The 21,361-nt window shown below is 61.3% G+C and carries 19 protein-coding genes and 1 tRNA gene; 18 read left to right on the top strand and 2 right to left on the bottom strand.

Going from position 1 to position 21,361, the window contains the following annotated elements:
* Positions 1-151: 151 nt before the first annotated feature.
* From BW934_RS12940 to thrS, 9 genes are all read left to right on the top strand, one after another.
* Positions 152-223: transfer RNA gene (locus tag BW934_RS12940), tRNA-Val, on the top strand.
* Between the two features lie 318 nt (positions 224-541).
* Entirely contained in the window at positions 542-1,273 is a 732-nt protein-coding gene (locus BW934_RS12935; protein ID WP_234969802.1) for a metallophosphoesterase, read from the top strand.
* A 27-nt stretch (positions 1,274-1,300) separates the two neighbouring features.
* The gene (locus tag BW934_RS12930) at positions 1,301-2,713 is read left to right on the top strand and encodes an MFS transporter (RefSeq protein ID WP_076348774.1); all 1,413 of its coding nucleotides are present in this window, start codon (positions 1,301-1,303) and stop codon (positions 2,711-2,713) included.
* A gap of 157 nt (positions 2,714-2,870) precedes the next feature.
* A complete protein-coding gene (gene xylA / locus BW934_RS12925) occupies positions 2,871-4,196 on the top strand; it encodes a xylose isomerase (protein WP_076348772.1) in 1,326 nt (441 codons plus the stop codon).
* Complete coding sequence (xylB, locus tag BW934_RS12920) at positions 4,193-5,725, top strand: xylulokinase (RefSeq protein WP_076348770.1); 1,533 nt, start codon at positions 4,193-4,195, stop codon at positions 5,723-5,725. The genes xylA and xylB overlap by 4 nt, the downstream gene beginning before the upstream one ends.
* Before the next feature lie 296 nt (positions 5,726-6,021).
* The gene (locus BW934_RS12915; RefSeq protein WP_076348768.1) at positions 6,022-7,011 is read left to right on the top strand and encodes an aldose 1-epimerase; all 990 of its coding nucleotides are present in this window, start codon (positions 6,022-6,024) and stop codon (positions 7,009-7,011) included.
* 18 nt (positions 7,012-7,029) lie between these two features.
* Positions 7,030-8,847: a M3 family metallopeptidase gene (locus BW934_RS12910; RefSeq protein ID WP_076348766.1), complete on the top strand. Its 1,818-nt coding sequence runs from the start codon at positions 7,030-7,032 to the stop codon at positions 8,845-8,847.
* Between the two features lie 81 nt (positions 8,848-8,928).
* Entirely contained in the window at positions 8,929-9,855 is a 927-nt protein-coding gene (ytxC, locus tag BW934_RS12905) for a sporulation protein YtxC (protein ID WP_076348794.1), read from the top strand.
* A 365-nt stretch (positions 9,856-10,220) separates the two neighbouring features.
* Positions 10,221-12,167, top strand: coding sequence for a threonine--tRNA ligase (gene thrS, locus BW934_RS12900; RefSeq protein ID WP_076348764.1), 1,947 nt, complete (start codon positions 10,221-10,223; stop codon positions 12,165-12,167).
* A 14-nt stretch (positions 12,168-12,181) separates the two neighbouring features.
* Here thrS and BW934_RS12895 read toward each other — a convergent pair whose 3' ends face one another.
* Together BW934_RS12895 and BW934_RS12890 are read right to left on the bottom strand one after the other, a co-directional pair.
* Positions 12,182-13,012 (bottom strand): class I SAM-dependent methyltransferase, encoded by an 831-nt coding sequence (locus BW934_RS12895; RefSeq protein ID WP_076348762.1) that lies wholly within the window; start codon positions 13,010-13,012, stop codon positions 12,182-12,184.
* Between the two features lie 136 nt (positions 13,013-13,148).
* Complete coding sequence (locus tag BW934_RS12890) at positions 13,149-14,378, bottom strand: YeeE/YedE family protein (RefSeq protein WP_076348760.1); 1,230 nt, start codon at positions 14,376-14,378, stop codon at positions 13,149-13,151.
* Between the two features lie 229 nt (positions 14,379-14,607).
* Between BW934_RS12890 and BW934_RS12885 the strand changes: the two genes are divergently transcribed.
* From BW934_RS12885 to BW934_RS15255, 9 genes are all read left to right on the top strand, one after another.
* A complete protein-coding gene (locus tag BW934_RS12885; RefSeq protein ID WP_076348758.1) occupies positions 14,608-15,846 on the top strand; it encodes an MFS transporter in 1,239 nt (412 codons plus the stop codon).
* A gap of 35 nt (positions 15,847-15,881) precedes the next feature.
* Positions 15,882-16,742: an alpha/beta hydrolase gene (locus tag BW934_RS12880; protein WP_076348756.1), complete on the top strand. Its 861-nt coding sequence runs from the start codon at positions 15,882-15,884 to the stop codon at positions 16,740-16,742.
* Between the two features lie 42 nt (positions 16,743-16,784).
* Positions 16,785-17,732 carry an AraC family transcriptional regulator gene (locus BW934_RS12875; RefSeq protein WP_076348754.1) on the top strand — a complete coding sequence of 316 codons (948 nt, stop codon included), beginning with the start codon at positions 16,785-16,787 and terminating at the stop codon, positions 17,730-17,732.
* A 592-nt stretch (positions 17,733-18,324) separates the two neighbouring features.
* Positions 18,325-18,846 carry a translation initiation factor IF-3 gene (gene infC / locus BW934_RS12870; RefSeq protein ID WP_076348752.1) on the top strand — a complete coding sequence of 174 codons (522 nt, stop codon included), beginning with the start codon at positions 18,325-18,327 and terminating at the stop codon, positions 18,844-18,846.
* A gap of 75 nt (positions 18,847-18,921) precedes the next feature.
* Positions 18,922-19,125 (top strand): 50S ribosomal protein L35, encoded by a 204-nt coding sequence (rpmI, locus tag BW934_RS12865; protein WP_076348750.1) that lies wholly within the window; start codon positions 18,922-18,924, stop codon positions 19,123-19,125.
* Positions 19,126-19,216: 91 nt separating this feature from the next.
* Positions 19,217-19,582, top strand: a complete 366-nt coding sequence (gene rplT, locus BW934_RS12860; RefSeq protein WP_076348748.1) for a 50S ribosomal protein L20 — start codon at positions 19,217-19,219, stop codon at positions 19,580-19,582.
* Between the two features lie 56 nt (positions 19,583-19,638).
* The gene (locus tag BW934_RS12855) at positions 19,639-20,424 is read left to right on the top strand and encodes a TrmH family RNA methyltransferase (protein ID WP_084182605.1); all 786 of its coding nucleotides are present in this window, start codon (positions 19,639-19,641) and stop codon (positions 20,422-20,424) included.
* Positions 20,425-20,437: 13 nt separating this feature from the next.
* Positions 20,438-21,037 (top strand): divergent PAP2 family protein, encoded by a 600-nt coding sequence (locus tag BW934_RS12850; RefSeq protein ID WP_076348746.1) that lies wholly within the window; start codon positions 20,438-20,440, stop codon positions 21,035-21,037.
* A 192-nt stretch (positions 21,038-21,229) separates the two neighbouring features.
* A complete protein-coding gene (locus BW934_RS15255) occupies positions 21,230-21,349 on the top strand; it encodes a spore coat associated protein CotJA (protein WP_234969800.1) in 120 nt (39 codons plus the stop codon).
* Positions 21,350-21,361: the final 12 nt, after the last annotated feature.

Genomic DNA, 21,361 nt, shown 5'->3' with positions numbered 1-21,361 from the left:
TGAAGTACGTGCTTCGTGAGCTGGCGCGGCTTCCGCACACCATTGCGTGACGGCTTGGCGCAGTGAGGTCCCCTACGACAACTTGACACGCACCCGGAATCGGCACGCCATTGACACCCCCCGGGCGCGCTTGATACAATGACTCAGCCGCGCGGTTGTAGCTCAGAGGGAGAGCACTACCTTGACACGGTAGGGGTCACAGGTTCGATTCCTGTCAGCCGCATTGCAGAGGGCCGCCCGACAGAGCTTCGGGCGGCCCTCTTATCCAGACTGCCCGCCTATGAGCCCCACTCGAGAATTCAAGCTGATTTTGAAGGTTTTTTGAGATCTATAAAAGGTGACCGATGCCCCGGTGTCGAATTCTCGCTCAGTCGAGCATGTGAAATCTCGATGGTGGGACGTCGGCTCGTTGCCGCTCGCAGGACCAGTGGCGGCTGACCACGGAGGCGTATACACTGGGCAGAGGTACCTTTTGCCCGGCGATGGAGGGACGCTTCCGATGTGGATGTGGCTGGCCGCGTGTGTTGGAGGTCTTGGCGGCGTGGGGTACGCAACGACCGTTCTCCCCACCCAGTGGCTTAAGGTGGAGCGGGTGGATTGGCAGCTCGGGCTGCGCCGAACCCTGCTCCAGATCAGTGATCTACACGTGGAACGCAATCGCATTTCGCCCGAGCGTCTCGCCGCCGTTTGTCGGGCCGAGCGCCCGGACTACATCTGCTTGACAGGCGATTACGTCGACTCCGAAAAGGCTCTCCCGCGCTTTGAGCCTTACTTGCGGGCTTTCCAAAGCGCGCAGGTGCCGGTGTTCGCCGTGCTCGGCAATCACGATTACAAGCTTCGCGGCCGATTGAACGCGCTCATCGCCTGTCTCGAGTCGCACGGCGTGACGGTCCTGCGCAACTCGTCCGTCGTCCTCGACGGATTTTGTCTGGTCGGGATCGACGATTATGACACGCGGCACAGCGACGAGGAGGCCGCCTATGCGCGGGTGCCACAGGGCCTGCCGGTGGTCGTCATGACGCATGACCCCACGTTTGTTCTGGCGGCAAGGAGGCCGTTTGATGCGCTCTTGGCCGGGCATCTGCACGGAAAACAGTTTCGTCTTCCGTTTTTTTATCACCTCAAACCGATGGGCCCGCTCGCGAAGCAGGGCATTTACGCGGGGCTTCATGATGCCGAACAAGGGCCTTACTACATCTCCAAGGGCGTGGGCCAGTCCGGCATCAATCTGCGGTTTCTGGTGCGCAGTGAGGTGACCGTTCACCGGCTGTGAAAGCGCCACTGGCGAGGAGGGACAAGCATGGCCAACTTTCGCGACGTCAATCTCTTGACCAGGCTGAACCGCCTGCCCATCACGCCGAGGCTGATGGGAATCATTGCACTGCTCTCGCTCGTGTGGCTCGCCGAGGCGTTTGACATCGGCATCGTCGGCCCCGTGCTCACGACGCTGGAGAAGGCGTGGCACCTTTCGTCTTGGCAGACTGGGCTGTTGGCGATCGCGTCCACGCTCGGCATCGTGGTGGGCATGATCCCGGCCGGCATGATGGCGGATCGTTTTGGACGCCGGCGCGTCATTCTCATGGGCATCGCCTGGTTTTCCGTCGTGACCATGTTCGGCGCGCTTGCAAACAACGTGGCGGATCTGTTTCTCGTCAGGTTCTTGGCGGGCATTGGCGAGGGCGCGGTCTTGCCGATGCCGTATCTCATTTTGTCCGAGTTTACCAACTCGCGGCGGCGAGCGGTGAGTGTGGGGTATGCCAACGGCATCCTGACGGCCGCGTACATCGTGCCAAGCCTTGTTTCCATCTGGGCGCTCCACCACTATCCCGATGCGGTGGCTTGGCGCATTCCGTTCTTGCTCGGCGGCGTCCCGCTCATTATGCTCCTCCCGATTGGGCTTTGGCTTCCCGAGTCGCCGCGCTACCTCCTCGACAAGGGCCGTCAGACCCCGGTGGCGCAGCTCGTCGAGGCTTTGGAGCAACAGGCTTCACTTCCGCACGACGAGACGCTTTACGACGAGGTGATCGCCGAAACGCTGGATGAGACGCCACACGACATGCTGAAGACCCTGCGTTCCATCTTTCGGCCGCCGCTTTTGTCGCGAAGCGCGATGGTCATCCTGCATCTCACGGCCGCCCTCATGTTGTTCTACGTTTTGCAGGTGTTTGGCCCGGCGCTCTTGGCCAAGCGGGGGCTCGGCGTGTCCAATTCCATTTTGGACACCGGGCTCATGATGCTGTTTGCAGGATTTGGGTCCGTCTGCCAAGGCTATTTGTCCGACCAATTTGGGCGCAAGCGGGTCCTTGCCGCGTATGCGGCCCTGGCGACCATCGGCTGCCTGCTGTTCGCATCGGTGCACACGCGAGACGCGACCGTCGTCGCAGGCGTTCTGACCGCCTTCTTCGGGCTTGGGATTTTTCCAGTGTCCAAGTTGTCTGTGGCCGAACAGTATCCCACGGAGGTGCGCGGTCGCGGCGTGTACGTCGGGGAAATGATTGCGCGAGGCCTGAGCGGCATCGTGACGACGTACTTCATCCCCTTTGTCCTCTCCTTGGGCGGCGATCGCGTCGTGTTTCTCGGCATGGCGGTGGTCCTCGTGGCGTTTACAACGCCGTTTGTCCTATTTGGTCGCGAGACGGCCCAATTGCAGCTCGAGTACGCGACGAGCGTCCGGCCCATCGAGCGCATGCGACCTCGCTTCTCGCGGCACTGAACGCCATAACGGATTTATCGACATTTGCACGGCGCGGGGCTCCCGCGCCTTTTCGATTTCCCATCGGGAAGCGCTTGTTGAAACCCCTTGCAAACCCGAATGGTGTCTGCTAGCATGATGATATGTTTGTTCGATAAACGAACTTGAAGCGAAGGTGATGGACGTGCCGACCTACTTTCCTGAAGTGACGCGCGTGGCCTACGAAGGCAAGCGTTCCGACAATCCGCTCTCGTTTAAGTACTACAATCCCGATGAGATCGTGCTAGGGAAACCCATGAAGGACCATCTGCGCTTCTCTGTGGCCTACTGGCACACGTTTACCCTCTCGGGCGCGGACCCGTTCGGGCAGCCGAATATGATCCGGCCATGGGACGGCGCGGACGGCATGGATCTGGCCAAGCGCCGTGTCGAGGCGGCCTTTGAATTCATGACCAAGCTCGGTGTCGAGTACTTCTGCTTTCACGATCGCGACATTGCCCCCGAGGGCGACACGCTGCGCGAGACGAATCGGAATCTGGACGAGATCGTCCGGCTGATCAAGGAGTGCATGCAGTCGACGGGCATCAAGCTGCTCTGGAACACGCAGAACCTGTTCTCCAACCCGCGGTTTGCGCACGGAGCGGCGACGGCGCCCGACGCGGACGTGTTTGCGTACGCGGCGGCGCAGGTGAAAAAGAGCCTCGAAATTGCGAAGGAGCTCGGCGCTGAAAACTACGTCTTCTGGGGCGGCCGCGAGGGCTACGAGACCCTTTTGAACACGGACTTGAAGCTCGAGCTCGACAACTATGCACGGCTTCTGCAGATGGCGGCGGACTATGCAGACGAAATCGGATTCACCGGTCAGTTCCTGATTGAACCCAAGCCGAAGGAGCCGACGAAGCACCAGTACGACTTTGATGTGCAATCGGGGCTCGCGTTTTTGTACCACTACGGGTTGAAGGACCGGTTCAAGTTCAATATCGAGGCGAACCATGCGACGCTGGCCGGTCACACGTTCCAACACGAGCTCCGGTTCGCGCGCATTCACGGGCTTTTGGGATCGGTCGACGCCAACCAGGGCGATCCGTTGATCGGCTGGGACACGGACGAGTTTCCGACCAACCTGTACGACACGACGCTCGCCATGTACGAGATCCTGCTGAATGGTGGGCTGGCGCCTGGCGGGCTGAACTTCGACGCCAAGGTTCGCCGCGCCTCCATGACGCCCATCGATCTGTTTTACGGGCACATCGCCGGGATGGATAGTTTTGCGCGCGGGCTCAAGGTCGCGGCCAAGCTGCTCGAAGATCGCGTGTTCGAAAGCGAAATCGAAGAGCGGTACGCGAGCTTTCGAAGTGGCATCGGCCGCGACATTGTGGAGGGCCGCGCGACGCTCGCGTCGCTCGAGTCGTACGTCCTCGACAAGCGCGTCACGGCAACCCGCTCGGGGCGCCAGGAGGCTCTGCTGGCGAAACTGAACCAGTATTTGCTGGAAACGGAATGATGGCCATGTCGCAAGGGGCACTGATGGGCATTGATGTCGGCACCTCGGGCGTGAAGGTCGTCGTGATCGACCGGGGCGGCCGGACGCTCGGCCAGGCCACGGTGGGCTATGAGGTCTCCCAGCCGCAGCCGCTGTTTGCCGAGCAAAACCCGGAGGACTGGTGGGAGGCGACGTGCGCGGCCATCCGCCTCGCGCTCGGGCGAAGCGGCCTTGGCGGCGAGGACATCGCGGCCGTGGGGCTCACGGGGCAGATGCACAGCCTCGTGACGCTGGACGCGTCGGGCGCGGTGGTGCGCCCGGCCATCCTGTGGTCGGATCAGCGTACGGAGGCGGAATGCGCGGAGATTCACGAGCGCGTGGGCTTCGAACAGACCATCGAGTGGGTGGCCAATCCCGCGCTGACGAACTTCACGGCCACGAAACTGCTCTGGGTGCGCCAACACGAACCCGATTTGTACGCGCGCATTCGCCACGTGCTTCTTCCGAAAGATTACATTCGCTATCGCCTGACCGGGGAGTTTGCGACTGACGTCTCGGACGCGTCGGGCACGCTCTGGTTCGACGTGAAGCATCGCCGATGGTCCGACGAGATGGTGGCCGCACTGGAGGTGCCGAAGGACTGGCTGCCTCGGGTGTATGAGTCCCCTGAGGTGAGCGGCCGGGTGAGCGAGGGTGCGGCCGCGAAAACCGGGCTGCGCGCGGGGACGCCCGTCGCCGCGGGCGGGGGTGACCAGGCCGCGGGCGCCGTTGGCAACGGGATCGTGCGCAAGGGCGCGGTGTCAAGCACCATCGGTACATCCGGCGTGGTGTTCGCGCACGCGGACGAGATCGTGCGGGATGAGAAGGGGCGGTTGCACACGTTCTGCCACGCGGTGCCGGGCAAGTGGCACGTGATGGCGGTCACCCAGTCCGCGGGCGGATCGCTGCAGTGGTTCCGCAATCAGTTTGCCGACGCGGAGCGCGCGGTGGCGGCGCAGACGGGGCGCGACGTGTACGACCTGCTCGGCGAGGAGGCGCGGCGCGTTCCGGCGGGGAGCGAGGGACTCGTCTTTCTCCCCTACCTCATGGGCGAGCGCACGCCTCACCTCGATCCGCAGGCGAAAGGCGTCTTCTTCGGCATCACCGCGCGCCACGAGCGCGCACACTTCGTTCGCGCCATCATGGAGGGCGTGGCGTTCAGCCTTCGCGACGGCCTGCAGTTGATGGAGGACTTGGAGCTTCCGGTGGAAGAAATTCGCGTGTCGGGCGGTGGAGCGAAAAGCGACGTTTGGCGCGAAATCCAAGCCGGCGTGTTTGGCCGCCCGGTCGTGGCCATTGCGGCGAATGAAGGCCCGGCCTTCGGCGCCGCCATCCTGGCGAGTGTCGCGGCCAACGTCTTCTCCGACGTCCTGACCGCGGTCGACGCCTGGGTCAGCGTGGAGTCGACGACGGAACCCGTGGCCGCGGACAGGGCGGCGTACGAAGAGGCCTACCGCGTGTACCGCGCGCTGTACCCTGCCCTGAAGTCGATCTACCGCGCAAACGGGTGATGGTCGTTCATCGTGTGGAGCAGAATATCGCTTGGCGATCGCGCCCACAGCGCCCCGCGGGGGCTTGCGTGTGGGCGCCGTCATTTGCGCGGCCTGCTGCTGTCAATTGCGCGGCGGTCTGCTGCCGTCATTTGCGCGGCCTGCTGCTGTCATTTGCGCGGCGGTCTGCTGCCGTCATTTGCGCGGCCTGCCCTCCGGCTTGGCTTGACGGTCCCGCGGCGAACGCGGGCGAGAAGGATCTGGCGGCTTGAAAGCGTATAGCTACCGAGGGAACATCATGAGAAAGGGTGGCGAACATGCCCGCAGTGGAGACGACGTACGGCGGTGAGCGCGCGGTACGCCTCTCGAAGGGCAGCTACGAGGCCTACCTGTTGCCAGGCTGGGGCAATCTCGTGGCCCTTCGCGACGTGACGCGCGGCTTCCGGTTCCTTCGAGAGCCGGAGCATGAGATGGAGGAGTTTCGCAAGGCGCCTGGCCGGTATGGCATTCCGGTCCTGTACCCGCCGAACCGGTACCGGGATGGGGAATTCACCATCGCCGGCAAGGCGTATCGCCTGCCGGTGAATGAGGAGGCCACGCACAATCATCTGCATGGGTTTTTCATGCGCATCGAGTGGCCGGTCGTCGACATGGGGGAGGACGAGGCAGGCGCATACGTCGAGATCGCCCACGAAGTGAAAGAGGGCCATCCGGTGTATGCACATTGGCCACACACGTTCCGGTTCGGCATCCGCTATGAGCTGTCGGACGAGGGGCTGGTCCAGCGGGTGCGCATCGAGAATCGCGGCCACGAGCCCATGCCGGTCATGTTGGGATTTCACACGGCGGTCAACGTGCCCTTCTCGCCAGCGTCGCGCGCGGAGGCGTGTTCGATCCAACTGACCATTGGCGAACGATGGGAATTGGATGATCGGAAGCTGCCCACGGGACGGTTTCAGCCCCTGAACGAAAATGAGCGCAAGATGCCTACGGGGGGCGCCAATCCGTTCTACGAGCCGATGGACAATCACTATACCGCGAGGCCGCAGGGCGGCCACAATCGGATGGTCTTGACCGACGCGGAGCTCGGGCTCGCATTCGTGTACGACGTGGATCTCCAGTACCGCCACTGGATGGTGTGGAACAACAACTGCTGCGGCACGTTCTTCTGCCCGGAGCCGCAGACGAGCATGGTGAACGCGCCCAACATGGACCTGCCGCAGGACGTGACCGGTCTCATCGTGCTCGCGCCGTCCGAGTCGTTCTCCGCAACGAGCCGCATGTACGTCGAACCGTCCAACCGGTGAAAGGAGCCTGAATCGACCATGGCACTGAGATCGCGCCGTGAGGTGCCCGAACATGAGACGTGGGACTTATCGCCTTTGTTTCAGGATGTCGCGGCATGGGAGCAGGCGTGCGCACGCGTCCGCCAGCTCGCCGATGAGCTCGCGAATATCGCCGCAAACTCGTTTTCCGATCCGGCCGGCGTGAGCCGGGCGCTGGCGCTCCACGACGAGATGTTAAGGCTCGGCACGGACGTCGAGCGGTACGCGATGAGCAAATTCGCCGAAGACGCGACAGATGAGGACGCGCAGCGGCTTGTGTCCATGGCCCAGCTTTCCTTGGAACGCGCGGGTGAGGCGTCGGAAGCGCTCGTGGCGGCGCTCTGCCGCGTGCCGGCGCCTACGCTCGCCCGCTGGGTGGACGATCCGTCCTTGAAGCCGTACGCGCCGTATTTCGCAGAGATTGAGCGCGTCCGCGCGCATCGCCTGGCGGATGACGCGGAAAAAGCGCTTGCCGCTCACGCCGCGGCCTTTTCGCTGCCGTCGAGCATCTACGAGGCTGCGACAGGCGCGGATATGCGTTTCGAGCCCGTGCGGGACAGCCAGGGCCACGAAGTGGGCGTCACGCCTTCGGCGCTGCTCATGCACATCGAGACGTCCCACGACACCGCGCTTCGACACAGGGCGTACGACAGCGTGGTCCAGGGCCTGCGCCCGTATCAGCACACTCTGGCGCGATCGCTCGGGGCGAAAATCCAAAATGACGTGGTGGCGGCGCGCCTGCGCGGGTTTGGCAACGTGTTTGAGATGCTGCAGGCCATGCGCCTCGGCGGTACCATGGCGGCCAATCAGGTGCCGCCCGAGCATTACTTCATGGTGCAGGACGTCATGATGCGCGAACTCGCCCCACACATGCGCCGCCTGGCGCAGCTGCGCAAGCGCGTGATGGGGCTCGAAAAGCTCCGGCTGTGCGACACCAAGGCGCCCTTTGTCCCGCTGACCGATGCGGAGCTCACGTTTGACGACGCGCGCGAACTGATTGTAGAAGCGGCGACCCCGCTTGGCAGCACGTATGGTGACATCCTGCGGCGCGCGTTCGAGGAGCGCTGGATTTATTGGGCGCGCAACCAGGGCAACTGGAACGGAGCCTTTTGCGGGGAATCGAGCGCGCATCCGTACGTGTTCTCGCCCTTTGAAGGCGGCATGTACGGCGTCTTCGTCATGGCCCACGAGCTCGGGCACGCGGTGCACCTCTACCTGGCGTGTCAGGACGAGCGCCCGTCCAATTTGGCGTTTTCCAATCTGTTCATTGAAACGCCGTCCACACTCATGGAACACATGGTGGCGCACGCGCTGCTGCGCCGCGCGGGAGACGACGCGGCCCGCGCCAAGGTGTGGATGATGCAGATGTTCACCTTCCACCACGATTTCGTCACGCATCAGACCGAGGCCGAGATCCTGCGCCGCCTGTACACGCTCGCCGATCGCGGCCAGCCGCTTTCGACCGAGGTGTTTCGCCGGGTCTCGCGCCAGGTGTTGACCGACTTCTGGCAGGACGCCGTCGATCTCGACGAGGGCGCCGATCTCTACTGGATGCGCCAGCCGCACTATTACATGGGCTTGTATCCGTACACGTATGCCGTGGGGCTCGCCGCGTCGACGCTGTTGGCGGATCGCATTCTCGCGGGCGATGAAGATACGCTGGCGAGGTGGATTGAGGTGCTTCGGGTCGGCGGTGGCAAGACACCGCTCGAGCTGTTCCAGCACGTGGGCCTCGACATGGGAGACGAGGCGCCTTACCGCGAGGCCATTCGCAAGGTGGGCGAGATCGTCGACCATCTGGAGCGCGCCTTTTCCTGAACCCCGTCCCAAGGCGTATAGGGCTCTCGCCTCGAAGGAACAATGGTTAAAAATGGCATCCATGAACCGGAGGCGGGAGCGTTGCTGATCTTCGAGTTGACGGCGGAACTGGACAGTCTGGGGCTTGCGGGTCGCCTGACCGAGTGCGGCGCGGCGAGCTACGTCGTGTCGGGCGATCGGCCGCGGGTGGTCTGCGAATGCGGGCCCGCGCTCTATCCCAGGGTGGCGCAGCTCGTCGCGGGCACCATGACGCGGGACTGGCTGCAGGCGCGCGTCGTCGATCGCGTCAACCGCATGGAGCCACTCTGGGCCGCGGAAGAAGTCCAATTTCACGCGATCATTGAGCTAAGCGAGACGCGCTTGAAGAACCGCCCGGTGGCGGGCCACACGCTCGACGAGTGGCAGTCGATGCTCGCGCGGGCACTGGCAAGTCAGTTCGGGCGATCCGTCTGTGTGGCGCTCGATCCGTTTGCCCGCTTTCGCCTGCACAGGGCCGTCGTCGAGCTGGCCTTGCGCGTACGGGATCGCCTCGCGGCCGCCCTGCTGGAGGACGAGTACGAGGAATCCCTCGCGATGCTGCGCTACATGCTCGACGAGCAGCCGGCCTGCGAGGCGGAGTTGCACGTCTACATCACGCCCGAGGGCATTTGGGTCACGGATGCCGAGGGGGCGCGGGTCTCGGATGCGCAGATCGAGCGCGTGGCCCTGCAGGACGAGGACGTGACGAGCGAAGATCTGGCCATGACCCTGCTCATCACCCGGTCCCCGTGGCGGATCGTCGTCCACGACGGGTATCCGGATGCACCGTGGCCCAGCTTTTCGGAGACCTTGAGCCGGGTGTTTGGCGATCGCGCCACGCTCTGCACGGGCTGCGCCGCGTGCGGAACCAAGGCGCCCGCCGAAGCGCAGCGGCCGCGTGAAAAGAGCCATCGCGAGCCTACGCTGCGGCGGCGTCTGGCGCTCCGCGAGCGGGGGCCGGCGGAGGAGGGAGGGCTCGGCGAAGGCTGAGCCGGGCCCAATCCCTTGACAGGCTTCCGCGGCATTGTGTAGTTTCGTAGGGGAAGCAGCGCCCCGAGCGGGCGAAGGCAAATCCAACGAGCACAGGCGATGCGGGAAGACGCGCTTTTGCGCCGACGTCGCGTCCAGAGAGAGGTTGCCGAGGCTGAGAGCACCTTCGCGATGACGCAAAAGACACCACTTCCCAAGCCGTTCGCGGGTCACAACGCGAACCGTGTCCGCCGCGTTAAGGCGCAGAGCCTGCGACGCACCACTGCGCGCGGGGAAGATGGGTGGAACCACGAGGCAAACGCCGTCGTCCCATTGGGGCGGTGGCGTTTTTGTGTGCTCACACATGCGACGAAAGGGGATTTCCCATGTCTCACGAGATCACCGTGCGGTTGAAAGACGGAAGCGAGCGTCAGGTGCCGGCCGGATCGACCTACGCCCAGTTGGCGCAGTCCATCAGCCCGCGGCTTGGCAAGGAGGCCGTGGTGGCCAGGGTGAATGGCGCGCTCGTCGACTTGAGCCGCGAAGTGGAAGACGGCGCCCAGGTGGAGCTTTTGACGCTCAAAGACCCCGAAGGGCTGTACGTGATGCGCCACACCTGCGCCCACGTGATGGCCCAGGCCGTGCAGCGCCTGTTTCCCGGCACCAAGTGCGCCATCGGGCCCGTGATCGAAAATGGCTTTTACTACGACTTCGCCGATCACGACTTTCACCCCGAAGACCTGCCGCGCATCGAGGAGGAGATGAAGCGCATCATTCAGGAAGATCTCCCCATCGAGCGTCAGGTGGTGTCGCGCGAGGAGGCGCTCCGGTTTTTCCGCGATCGCGGCGACCGGTTTAAGGTCGAGATCATTGAAGACCTGCCGGAGGACGTCACGCTCACGCTCTATCGCCAGGGCGAATTCATCGATCTCTGCCGGGGGCCGCACTTGCCGTCGACGGGGCGCGTGCAGGTGTTCCAGCTGCAAAACTTTGCCGGCGCGTACTGGCGCGGCGACTCGAAGCGCGAGATGCTCACCCGCGTCTACGGCGTCGCCTTCGCCAAAAAGGCCGATCTCGACGAGTACAACCGCCTCCAACAGGAGGCGCGCGAGCGGGATCACCGGCGCCTCGGCAAGGAACTCGACATCTTCACGCTGTCGCCCGAGGTCGGTCAGGGGCTGCCCCTCTGGTTGCCGAACGGGGCCAAGATTCGCCGCATCATCGAGCGCTACATCGTCGATCTCGAGGAGTCGCTCGGCTACCAGCACGTCTACACGCCCCACTTGGCCAACGTCGAGCTGTACAAGATTTCCGGACACTGGGAGCATTACAAGGACGACATGTACCCGCCGATGAAGATCGACAACGAGGAGCTCGTCCTGCGCCCGATGAACTGCCCGCACCACATGATGGTGTACAAGCACAGGCTGCACAGTTACCGCGAGCTGCCCATCCGCATCGCGGAACTCGGCACCATGCACCGCTACGAGATGTCCGGCGCACTCGCCGGTTTGCAGCGGGTGCGCGCCATGACGCTCAACGACGCGCACATCTTCTGCCGGCCGGATCAAATTGAGGAGGAGTTCACCCGCGTCGTGCGGCTCATTCAGCGCGTCTACAAGGACTTCGGGATCGACGACTACTATCATCGCCTGAGCTACCGCGATCCCAACAACACCGAGAAGTACGTCCAGAACGACGAGATGTGGGAGCTCGCTCAAAGCACGCTGCGCAAGGTCATGCTCGATCTCGGCCTCGAGTTTGTCGAGGCGGAGGGCGAAGCGGCGTTCTACGGGCCGAAGCTCGACGTCCAGGTGCGCACGGCGCTCGGGAAGGATGAGACCCTCTCCACCATTCAGCTCGACTTCCATCTGCCCAACCGCTTTAATCTCGAGTACGTGGGCGAAGATGGCGAGCGCCACCGGCCAGTCGTCATCCACCGCGGCGTCGTGGGGACGATGGAGCGGTTCGTCGCCTTCCTCATCGAGCAATACAAGGGCGCCTTCCCAGTCTGGCTCGCGCCGACCCAGGTCGTTGTGGCATCCGTCGCCGATGAGTTCTCGAGTTACGCCGAAGAGGTGGCGGCGAAGCTCAGGGAGGCCGGCATTCGCGCCGAGACCGACGTGAGCGACAACAAGATAGGCTACAAGATTCGTCAAGCGCAGACCCACAAGATTCCATACACGCTCGTCGTCGGCGCGCGCGAACGCGACGAGGGTTCCGTCTCGGTTCGCAAGTATCAGGCGGGCGATCTCGGCGCCATGCCGCTCGATCAGTTCGTCCATCAGATTCAGGACGAGATCGCGCGAAAGGTCCAGTTGGTGCAGGCTTAATCACGAGGCCGCCGTCAGTTGGCGGTGGCCTCGCCCTTGACACCTAGACGCAGGCGATAAGAAAACCAAACCGGCTTCTCCTCACCCCCAAAGGCCCTTTGAATCCGCGACTCAAACGCGCAAAGGGCCTCTTCGATGCCGGGGAGCCGTCGCTGTAATGCAGTCTGCACCTGCCCCTGGCTCAGGGCGATGCCGATGAACGCCTCCGGGGTGAGGCGCTTTTCCACGTGGAACACCACTTCTTTCGCAAACGAGAAGCATCGCGAGGCGCGGATGTGCTCGAGGTGCTTTTCCTTCGGCCATTTTCGCGCCTGTTCCTGCTTGGGGACGTAGCGGGCGATCGCGTCCTCGGCCATCTGCAAAAGTTCCTCGTACGCCATGTCCGCGTCGCGGCAGCAGGAGGGCGGCCAGTCGCAGTCGTACGCGCCGAAGACGCCGTCCGGTTTCAGGACGCGCGCCACCTCGCGCAGCGTGGGCAGAGGATCCATCCAATGAAACGACTGCGAGCAGGTGACGAGATCGGCCGTGGCGTCGCCGCAGGGAATGGAGGTCGAGAGCCCTGGCACAAACGCGACACAATCCGCGCCGAGTTCGCGCGCGCGCCGCTCGGCCTGCGCGCGCATGTCGCCGTTCGGCTCGACGCCGATGACTCGGCGCGCCTCATGCCGCCACGGAAACGTGGAGAGGCCGGTGCCGCTGCCGAGATCGATCACCGTGTCAGGGCGGTGCCCAAGATACGCGATCAGGATGGCGCGCGCCGCGTCGGGAGCTTCTGGGCGGTAGGTATCGTACAGTCCTGCAAAGCCTGAGAAGCGCTCGATGTTGTTGCGCACGACGTCTTCCATCGTCATCCTCCCCCTGCAACCTTTTCACTCCATCATACATGAAAAGCGCCCCAGTGGCGCGAAGGCCACTGAAGCGCTCGAGGCGTTCCACGCGTGGCGGCCAGGTTTCGGCCGGATCGCACGGGATAGGGTCAGGTCATCGATTGGGCAATCGGCACGCGGGGCGAAGCCGCACGCCGATGAGGCTGCCGATGAGTGCGCCAGCGAACCACTCCCAGCCATGCAGGCTGAAGGAGGCCACGCCCGAGAAGTAGGCGCCGATGTTGCACCCGAAGGCGATGCGCGCGCCGTAGCCCATGAGGCAGCCGCCCAGCAAGACGCCCACAATCATTTGCCAGGGCAAGGGGCGCAGGTACCGCTTGGGCAGCGCGCCCGCCAGGCTCGCCGCGAGGAGGGCGCCCAACATGATGGCGATGTCGTCGGTCGTCTCGAGATTTTGCAGCACGCTGTGATGCAGCGCCGCCGCGTTCTGCGGCGTTTGCCAGTACGGCAGTGACTGGACCGGGTAGCCGAACGCGGCGCTGAGCTTGGCTGCCCAAAGCGCAAAGGCCGACGTGATGCCCCATGGTTTTCCAGAGAGCGCCAACACGATGAAATTGCCCACGGCGAGGACCACACCGCCCGCAATCCACGACCAGGGGCCTTTCACGATCCGGCTCACATGCCATGCTCGCCGCGTGACCAACGGCTCCACATCTCCATTGCGGCGCCGTTCCAGCCAAAGCGAGCCCACGAAGATGAGTGCCATGATGGCGAAATTTGCCGCGATCCCGCCGAGCGGCCCGAGCGATTGGATGAGCGAGATCTTGCCGAGACTCGGCGTGCTCATCCACCAAGCGTAGTTGAGAGAGCCAAAGAACGATCCGATGACGAAACCGACGAGCGTCAGAAGGCCGCGCGCGTCGCCGCCGCCCGTGTGATACAGGGTGCCGGACGCGCAGCCATCCCCCAGTTGCATGCCGATGCCGAAGAGAAACGACCCCACGAGCACGGACAGTCCGACGGGATAGACGCTCGCCTTCACGGCGTGATCGAACACATGGCCTCGCACCAGAAGTGGAAGGAAGAGGACGTTGGCGAGCGCGAACATGATCATCTGGGCGCGCAGGCCGACGGTGCGGCCGGACACGATGGTCGTGCGAAAGGACGTCGTGAACCCGAAGTGCGCGTAGTACAGCGCGACGCCGAGGACCCCCGTCACTAGGAACAAGACGGCGTGGACCGGCGAGACGGCGTTCCACAAATAGAAGAAGCCGAGGACAAACACGATGAGAGCGGCTGCCGTCCAAACGCGCTGCACGTGATCCGATGGGCTTTGCATCGTACGCGCTTCGAGGTCTACGATGCGAGCCTCTGGACTGGCCATGGAATCACCTCCAAAGCATGATGCTGACAGGAGATCAGGCTACCATAAAACTCATCGGAATACAATGTTTTAAGGCGGTGCAACCGTGGCGTGAAAGCGTACAGCGGTCTGCGAACGAACCGTCGAGAAGCTTCGTAGAAAATGAGATTTTGCAGCTTAAAAAATGGGCGTCTTGTTGTGGGAGCCGCTACTACAATGAGCTTCAAGAAAGCGTTTGCGGGGTGATCACATGAAATCGTCAGGTTCGAAATACGAAAATCTAATAGTTGCTCTCATGTGTGTCGTGTATGGTTTGGTGTTTGCAGATCGGTTTGGAATTACGAACCTCTTTCCACAAATCGCGCGTTCTCTCCACTTGAATGACACGCAGCTTGGCGAGACCATGTCGGCGGTCGCGCTGGCATGGGGATTTGGCGCTGTCGTCTTCGCCTATGTGTCTGATATCATAGGGAATAAGAAACGGATGTTAATTGCTCTCGTCCTTGTGTTTTCGATATCCACTTTGTTCAGCGGGCTTGCAACATCGTTCATTGGGTTGCTTTTGGCGCGTGTCCTGCTTGGAGCCGCCGAGGGTCCGACGATTCCGCTCGTTCAATCGACGGTTCTCATGGAGTCCAGTCCCCACCGAAAAGGGCGGAACACGGGGCTGCCCATAGCCACTTCGGCTTTATTTAATGCAATCACTCCGATTCTTTTGGTCTGTATTGCCACGCGATGGGGCTGGAGGTATGGCTTGTTCGTCATCACAATACCGGGACTCATTGTGGCGTTGTTTCTGGCGCGTTTCATGAAGGAACCCCTCCGACAAGATGTGCCTTCGGGCTCCGCACCAGGGAGAGTTCGATGGGCCGATGTTCGCGTTGTGCTCCGCTCCCGGAACGTATGGCTGTCGATGTGTATTGCAATATTTTTTGTCGGTGGTTGTATTGCCACGTTAAACACGTTTATGCCACTCTATTTGGTGAAAGTCGGACATGTAAGCCAGAGTACAGCAGCCCTGGTCGTGAGTTTTTATGGTATCATGTCCATCTTGGGCAATATTTTGTTGCCATCATTGTCAGACAAAATTGATCGCAAAAAAGCGTTTTTGATTGCTAGCTTCTTGTCAACCTTATCCCCCGTGCCGTTCATCGCGTTTGCCAATCGAGTGCCTTTGATGCTCTTGGCCATTTTCGTTCTGAGTCTAGGCCAAGGCATTGCGAGTATGTGCATGTTTGTGATACCGGGCGAATCGGTTCCACCTCGGTTCATCGCGACAGCGCAAGCGCTTCCGAATTTTGTCGGGGAGGTGGTCGGAGGGACAATTGGCTCCATCGTGGCTGGGTGGTTAGGTGACCACTTTGGTCTACGCGTGACGATGATCGTGGACATTGCAATTATTGGAATGACGTTTGTTTTGGGTCTCGGCTACAAGGAAACCGCGCTTGAGTTGAATCAGGCTTCGCATGAGCTCAACACAGCGCAGTAACACTCACTATTTGACGTCAGTCAGGAGGGCTAACGATGGATTTGGAGACCACCGTACTTGCGATGAGCGAACTCAAACCCACCGTGCCTGTGGTGACCTCCGAGGTCTATCGTGTGGCGAAGCGGCCATTGCGCATTCACTTCGTACGTCCCGCTGTGCCAACCGGAGCCGATTATCCTTGTGTGTTGTTTATCCAGGGATGTGCTTTCGGGGCTGCCGGTCCTCAAAACCTGCTGCAAAGCGCACCTCAAATCCTATACCTTGTCGAACAGGGCTTTGTGGTTGGAAGCGTGGAGCATACGTACAGCTACGAGGCGCCGTTTCCGGCTGCTGTACAAGACGTGTTCGAGGCTGTTCGATATGTTAAAAAGCATGCACAGCGGCTGGCCGTGAATTGCGCACGTATTGGTGTTTGGGGCGCATCTTCCGGGGGGAACCTGGCTGCTATGATCGGGACAGCCGGGATGTTGAATGAATTCCCAGGAAACATTGAGGATGAGGATCCCTCGGTTCGAGCTGTTGTGGATTGGTTTGGGCCAACCGATTTCCTCAGAATGAACGAGCAAGGGTCCCAGCAAGACCACGATAGTCCCGACTCTCCAGAATCGAGGTACATCGGTGCCCCGATACAACAAGTCCCCGAAAAGGCGCTCAAGGCGAATCCGATCACGTACCTGAAGCCTGGGGTAGACTATCCGTCGTTCCTCATCATGCACGGGGATCAGGATCCACTTGTCCCTTATGGACAGAGCGTTTTGCTTTACAATGCCCTTCGCCAACTGGGACAGGATGCTACCCTCATTAGACTGGTGAACGAAGGACATGGAACACCCGGTTTTTCAGACGAGCGCATCCTTCGTCTCATCGTCGACTTCTTTAGAAGGCATTTGGCCTGAGGCGTGCAGGTAGGCGGTGGGGTATTTCGGGGAGGAGAGGAAATGGAAGCCAGGTTCGAGCATATCGTTACAGATCCTGGGTTGCCAGTAAAAGCGATACTCCACACGTCCGATGCTCCTGATTGGGTGCCGCCTCACTGGCACGATTACGTGGAGATTTGTTATGTCATCTCAGGCTGCGTGGACCGCGTTGAGGTCGAAGGGCGAACGTATCGCTTGCAGGCTAACGACATCCTAATCATCAATCTGAACCACGTTCATTCGTTTCGCCTCGGCCAAGGTAGGGGTCGACGGGTATTGACACTACTTGTACCGGGGGATTTGCTGCGGCGTTACGACCCAAAGCTCGGCGACGAGGCTCTGTTTGATGTCACGCCTGGTGCTTCAAACAGCTGTGAGGAGGTCGCACAACTGCGTGACCTCCTTACTCAGTTTGCGGACCTTTACTCTCATTATATTGTGGGTACGGTTAGCGCTTTACGACTCACCGTCATATCACTTGAGATTTGTTGCGTGATGTTGAGCCACTTCAGGACCGAAAGCGTGGAAATTAGTGGCCGCTCGGTTTTGAAGGACTCTTGGCTGCGTGTGATCCGGCTTTTCAGCAGTCGCTACTTGGACGCAAATCTGTCCGTGGAGAACGCCGCCAGCGAATTGGGATATACCAAGGAACATCTGTCGCATATCGTCAGGCAAGTCGTGGGCGTGCCACCAAAGCAGTACCTGACGTTGCTGCGGGCAAATCATGCCCGCGACCAATTGCTCAACACCCGAAAATCGGTGTTGCAAATCGCACATGATTCAGGTTTTACGACAGAAAAGGCCTTAAATCGTGCCTTCAAGCGTATTTACGGTTTGACACCGGCTGAATACCGGAAGGCTGCCAAGGAGAAGGAGGCTGAAAATCCTAGAGAATGGAATCTATTTTTAAACAACTCGGGTTGCACATGTTGGGGAACTGACATTCGTGGAACGCAAAACAAGCCGTGAAGCGCAAAACCGACACGCGCATCCGTACAATACGTGTTCCATTTAGCTCATCATGGTTGTCTTCAAGGCTTGCATTTTCGTGTAGTGCTTCACCATACCGTCCGGAGCGCCTTCAGAAATGCAGCAACTGGTTAGCTCGCAAGCGAACCGGATTCGGGTGGCTATGTCGGGCTGCATTCGGTACTGACAGAATGGGCGGTGATTGGCATCCCTGCGTTTGACGAGTCAGATGCATGGCGTTTCTAACGGACGGTCAAGTATCACACCGTTCCCCCGAGCAAGCTAGGCGGTTCGAATCGGATCATCCACTTGCCTGTGCGGTCTCCCCTACGACAACTGGACACGCACCTAGCGCATCCCCTTCTTGACATTTCCCCGTCGGGTCGCTACCATGAAAACGTTCCGTAGCACACCAAGCAGAAGCCTGCCGCTTCTCACCTGGTCGGCGCAAGCTGACGGGTTCCTGATCCAGCGGGATTGACGGACTGACGGATAGTCTCTCCGCGGCTGGGAAAGGTGAATCGAGCGCAGGCGTTGCCTGCGCTTTTTTGCGTATTGGTGTGGTGGGGCAGATTGGTGGAGGTGACACCCCATAAGCAAAGAAGGGTATCAGGTCAACGAGGGCATTCGCGCGCGAGAGGTGCGCGTCGTGGACGCGGACAACCAGCAGCTGGGCATCATGCCCTTGCGCGAAGCGCTGCGATTGGCCGAGGAGCGCAATCTCGATTTGGTCAACGTTGCGCCCAACGCGAAGCCGCCAGTGTGCCGGATTATGGATTACGGCAAGTTCAAGTACGAGCAGAGCAAGCGTGAGCGTGAGTCGCGCAAGCATCAAAAGGTCGTTCTGTTGAAGGAAGTTCGGATGACGCCGAACATCGACGACCATGATCTCAACGTCAAGCTCAAGAACGTCCTGAAATTCCTGAGCGAGGGGTCCAAGGTGAAGGTGTCCGTCCGGTTTCGCGGGCGGGAAATCACGCATCAGAACATCGGTCAGGAACTACTTGAACGGCTGGCGAAGTCTGCGGAAGAGCACGCCATTGTCGAACGGGCGCCGAAGCTCGAAGGTCGTCATATGGTGATGATTTTGGCGCCGAAGCAACCGAGTGCGTGAAACCTCGTGACCTGGTGCGGTTGACCCCTGGTCAGCGGCTGGATTGGCGAATGCAAAGACAGGAGGACTTTTGAGATGGCAAAAACGAAGATGAAGACCCACAGCGGTTTGAAAAAGCGCGTCAAGCGCACAGGCACAGGGCTTCTCAAGCGCACAAAGGCGTTTGGTTATCACAAGCTGGAGCACAAGTCGCCTGCGCGCAAGCGCCGCCTGAGCGGTACGACGCTCGTGTCCCGAAGCGACGTGAAGCGGATCAAGCAACTCGTCGTGTACAAGTGACATGCGGCACGCCGGGTGAGCGAGAAGTTCTGCGGTGCGGGAAGGCATCGCGAGGTTATGAACGGAACATCATTCGAGGAGGCTACTGAAGATGGCTCGCGTCAAAGGTGGCGTGGTGACACGCCGTCGTCATAAAAAGATCCTGAAGCTCGCAAGAGGGTATTTCGGTTCGAAGCACACGCTGTATCGCACGGCGAAACAGCAGGTCATGAAGTCCCTGATGTACGCGTATCGGGACCGCAAGCAGCGCAAGCGCGATTTTCGCCGTCTGTGGATCCAGCGGATCAACGCTGCGGTTCGCCAGCATGGGCTGTCGTACAGCCGGTTCATGCATGGGCTGAAGTTGGCGGGCGTCGAGGTCAATCGCAAGATGTTGGCTGACCTCGCGGTGACCGACAAGGAGGCGTTCTCGCAGCTGGTTACCGTTGCGCGCGAACGTCTGAACGCGAACGCGTAAGTGAGCCCCGGTCAGATGACCGGGTTTTTTTGTCGATTTCCCAGGAGGTTCTCGTCGTGTACATCGAATCGCAGCATAACGATCGCGTCAGGGAATGGGCTCGCCTCAAGACGCGGCGCGGACGTCAAAAGTCCGGCCTCTTTCTGGTCGAGGGCGAGCGGCTTGTAACGGAGCTCTTGGCAAGCCACGTTCATCTTGAGGCGCTCCTTTACAATGCCGCGCTGGACGAGCCTCCTGACGCGGTGTGGAATCACCCCAAGTCCGTTGACCGGAGGTTCGTGCTGTCGCCTCAGGCCTTCGCGCTCATCGCCGACACCGAGACACCTCAGGGGCTCATCGCCGTGGCGGCCATTCCGAAAGTTGACCCGCATTACCCGAGTCGAGTCCTCGTGCTGGATGCCGTGCAGGATCCGGGAAACGTCGGGACGCTCATTCGAAGCGCAGAGGCGTTCGGTTTCGACGAGATCGTCTTTGGCACGGGCACGGTGGATCCGTATTCGCCGAAGGTGGTGCGGGCGTCCATGGGAGGCCTGTTCCGCGTGCGCGTCATTGCGGCCGATCCGGCGCGGTATCTGGCGGCATGGCGACGACGCCATGCCCAGGGCACCATCGTCGCGACGGCAGCCGACGCAGCCGAACGGTGCGATAGGGCGGCGCTAGGCGAGCAATTGGCGCTCGTCATTGGCAACGAGGCGCGAGGGGTCAGTGACGCGCTGCGTGCTTTGGCGGATCGCACGGTGGCCATCCCGATGGCGGGAAAGGCCGAGAGTTTGAACGCAGCGATGGCAGGCACCATCCTTCTGTACGAAGCGTATCGACAGGCTGCAAACGGTGCGACGTGAGGAGGCTCATCCGTTGCTTCACATCTGGTCCAGTTTGTGGGCGGCGCCCTTGGTCGCGATGGTGGTCGCGCAGGGGCTGAAGCCCATCTTCGTCATGATTCAGATGCGATCCTGGGATTGGCGTCACGTCAAAAACTCGGGCGGTATGCCGAGCTCGCATACGGCCGCCGTGGTGGCGCTCGCGGTGCAGCTCTGGCTGCACCTCGGCGGGGCGGATCCCGTTGTGGCCATTGGCCTATTCCTGGCGGCCGTCGTCATGTACGATGCGGCGGGCGTTCGATGGCAGACCGGGCGGCAAGCCGCGGTGCTGAACCGGCTGTTGCACGATCTCCGCGGTCAGCATCTCCTCATCGAACGGCGGGAAGAGGCGGCTTCGTCCGAGAACCGTGTCCCGACCATGGCGGATGGGCTTCGGGATGCGCCAGACGCAGCGCGCTCGAGTCATCCGGAAGGGGCAGGAGACTCGCCGTCGGTGCCTCCGCTGCGGATCGCCAAGGGGCCTTGGTGGCTCGTCGATTGGCCCGTGCTCAACGAGCAGGTGGGCCATAAGCCGAGTGAAATTGCGGGCGGCGCGGTGGTGGGCCTGTTGGTGGCTTTTGCGCTCAACCACTGAGCAATCTCGCCATGACCGAAAAATGCTGGCTCGTCCAGACGTCTGAAACCGCCGAATGCCGCATAAGATGCTTTCGAGTCGCACGGAAGGAGGGATTGACAGACGGTGGAGGGTACCTCGTCCGAGTGGCGATCCTACGCGAATTACCGTGGACCGTACGATCCGTGTTCAGCTTTGGTCAAAAGGTATGACGTGCCACCGGAAGTGACGCATCCCGTCCAGAAGAGCGCAAGGCGGCAATACGCGCCGCAGGAGGCTCTTCGCAAGGGGACGCTGTGGCCGGAGTACGACAGCCCATATCCGCCGGCGTGAGGAGGACGAGAT

Source organism: Alicyclobacillus vulcanalis, from assembly GCF_900156755.1.
Classification (GTDB): domain Bacteria; phylum Bacillota; class Bacilli; order Alicyclobacillales; family Alicyclobacillaceae; genus Alicyclobacillus; species Alicyclobacillus vulcanalis.
This window is presented reverse-complemented; position numbering and strand designations above follow the sequence as displayed.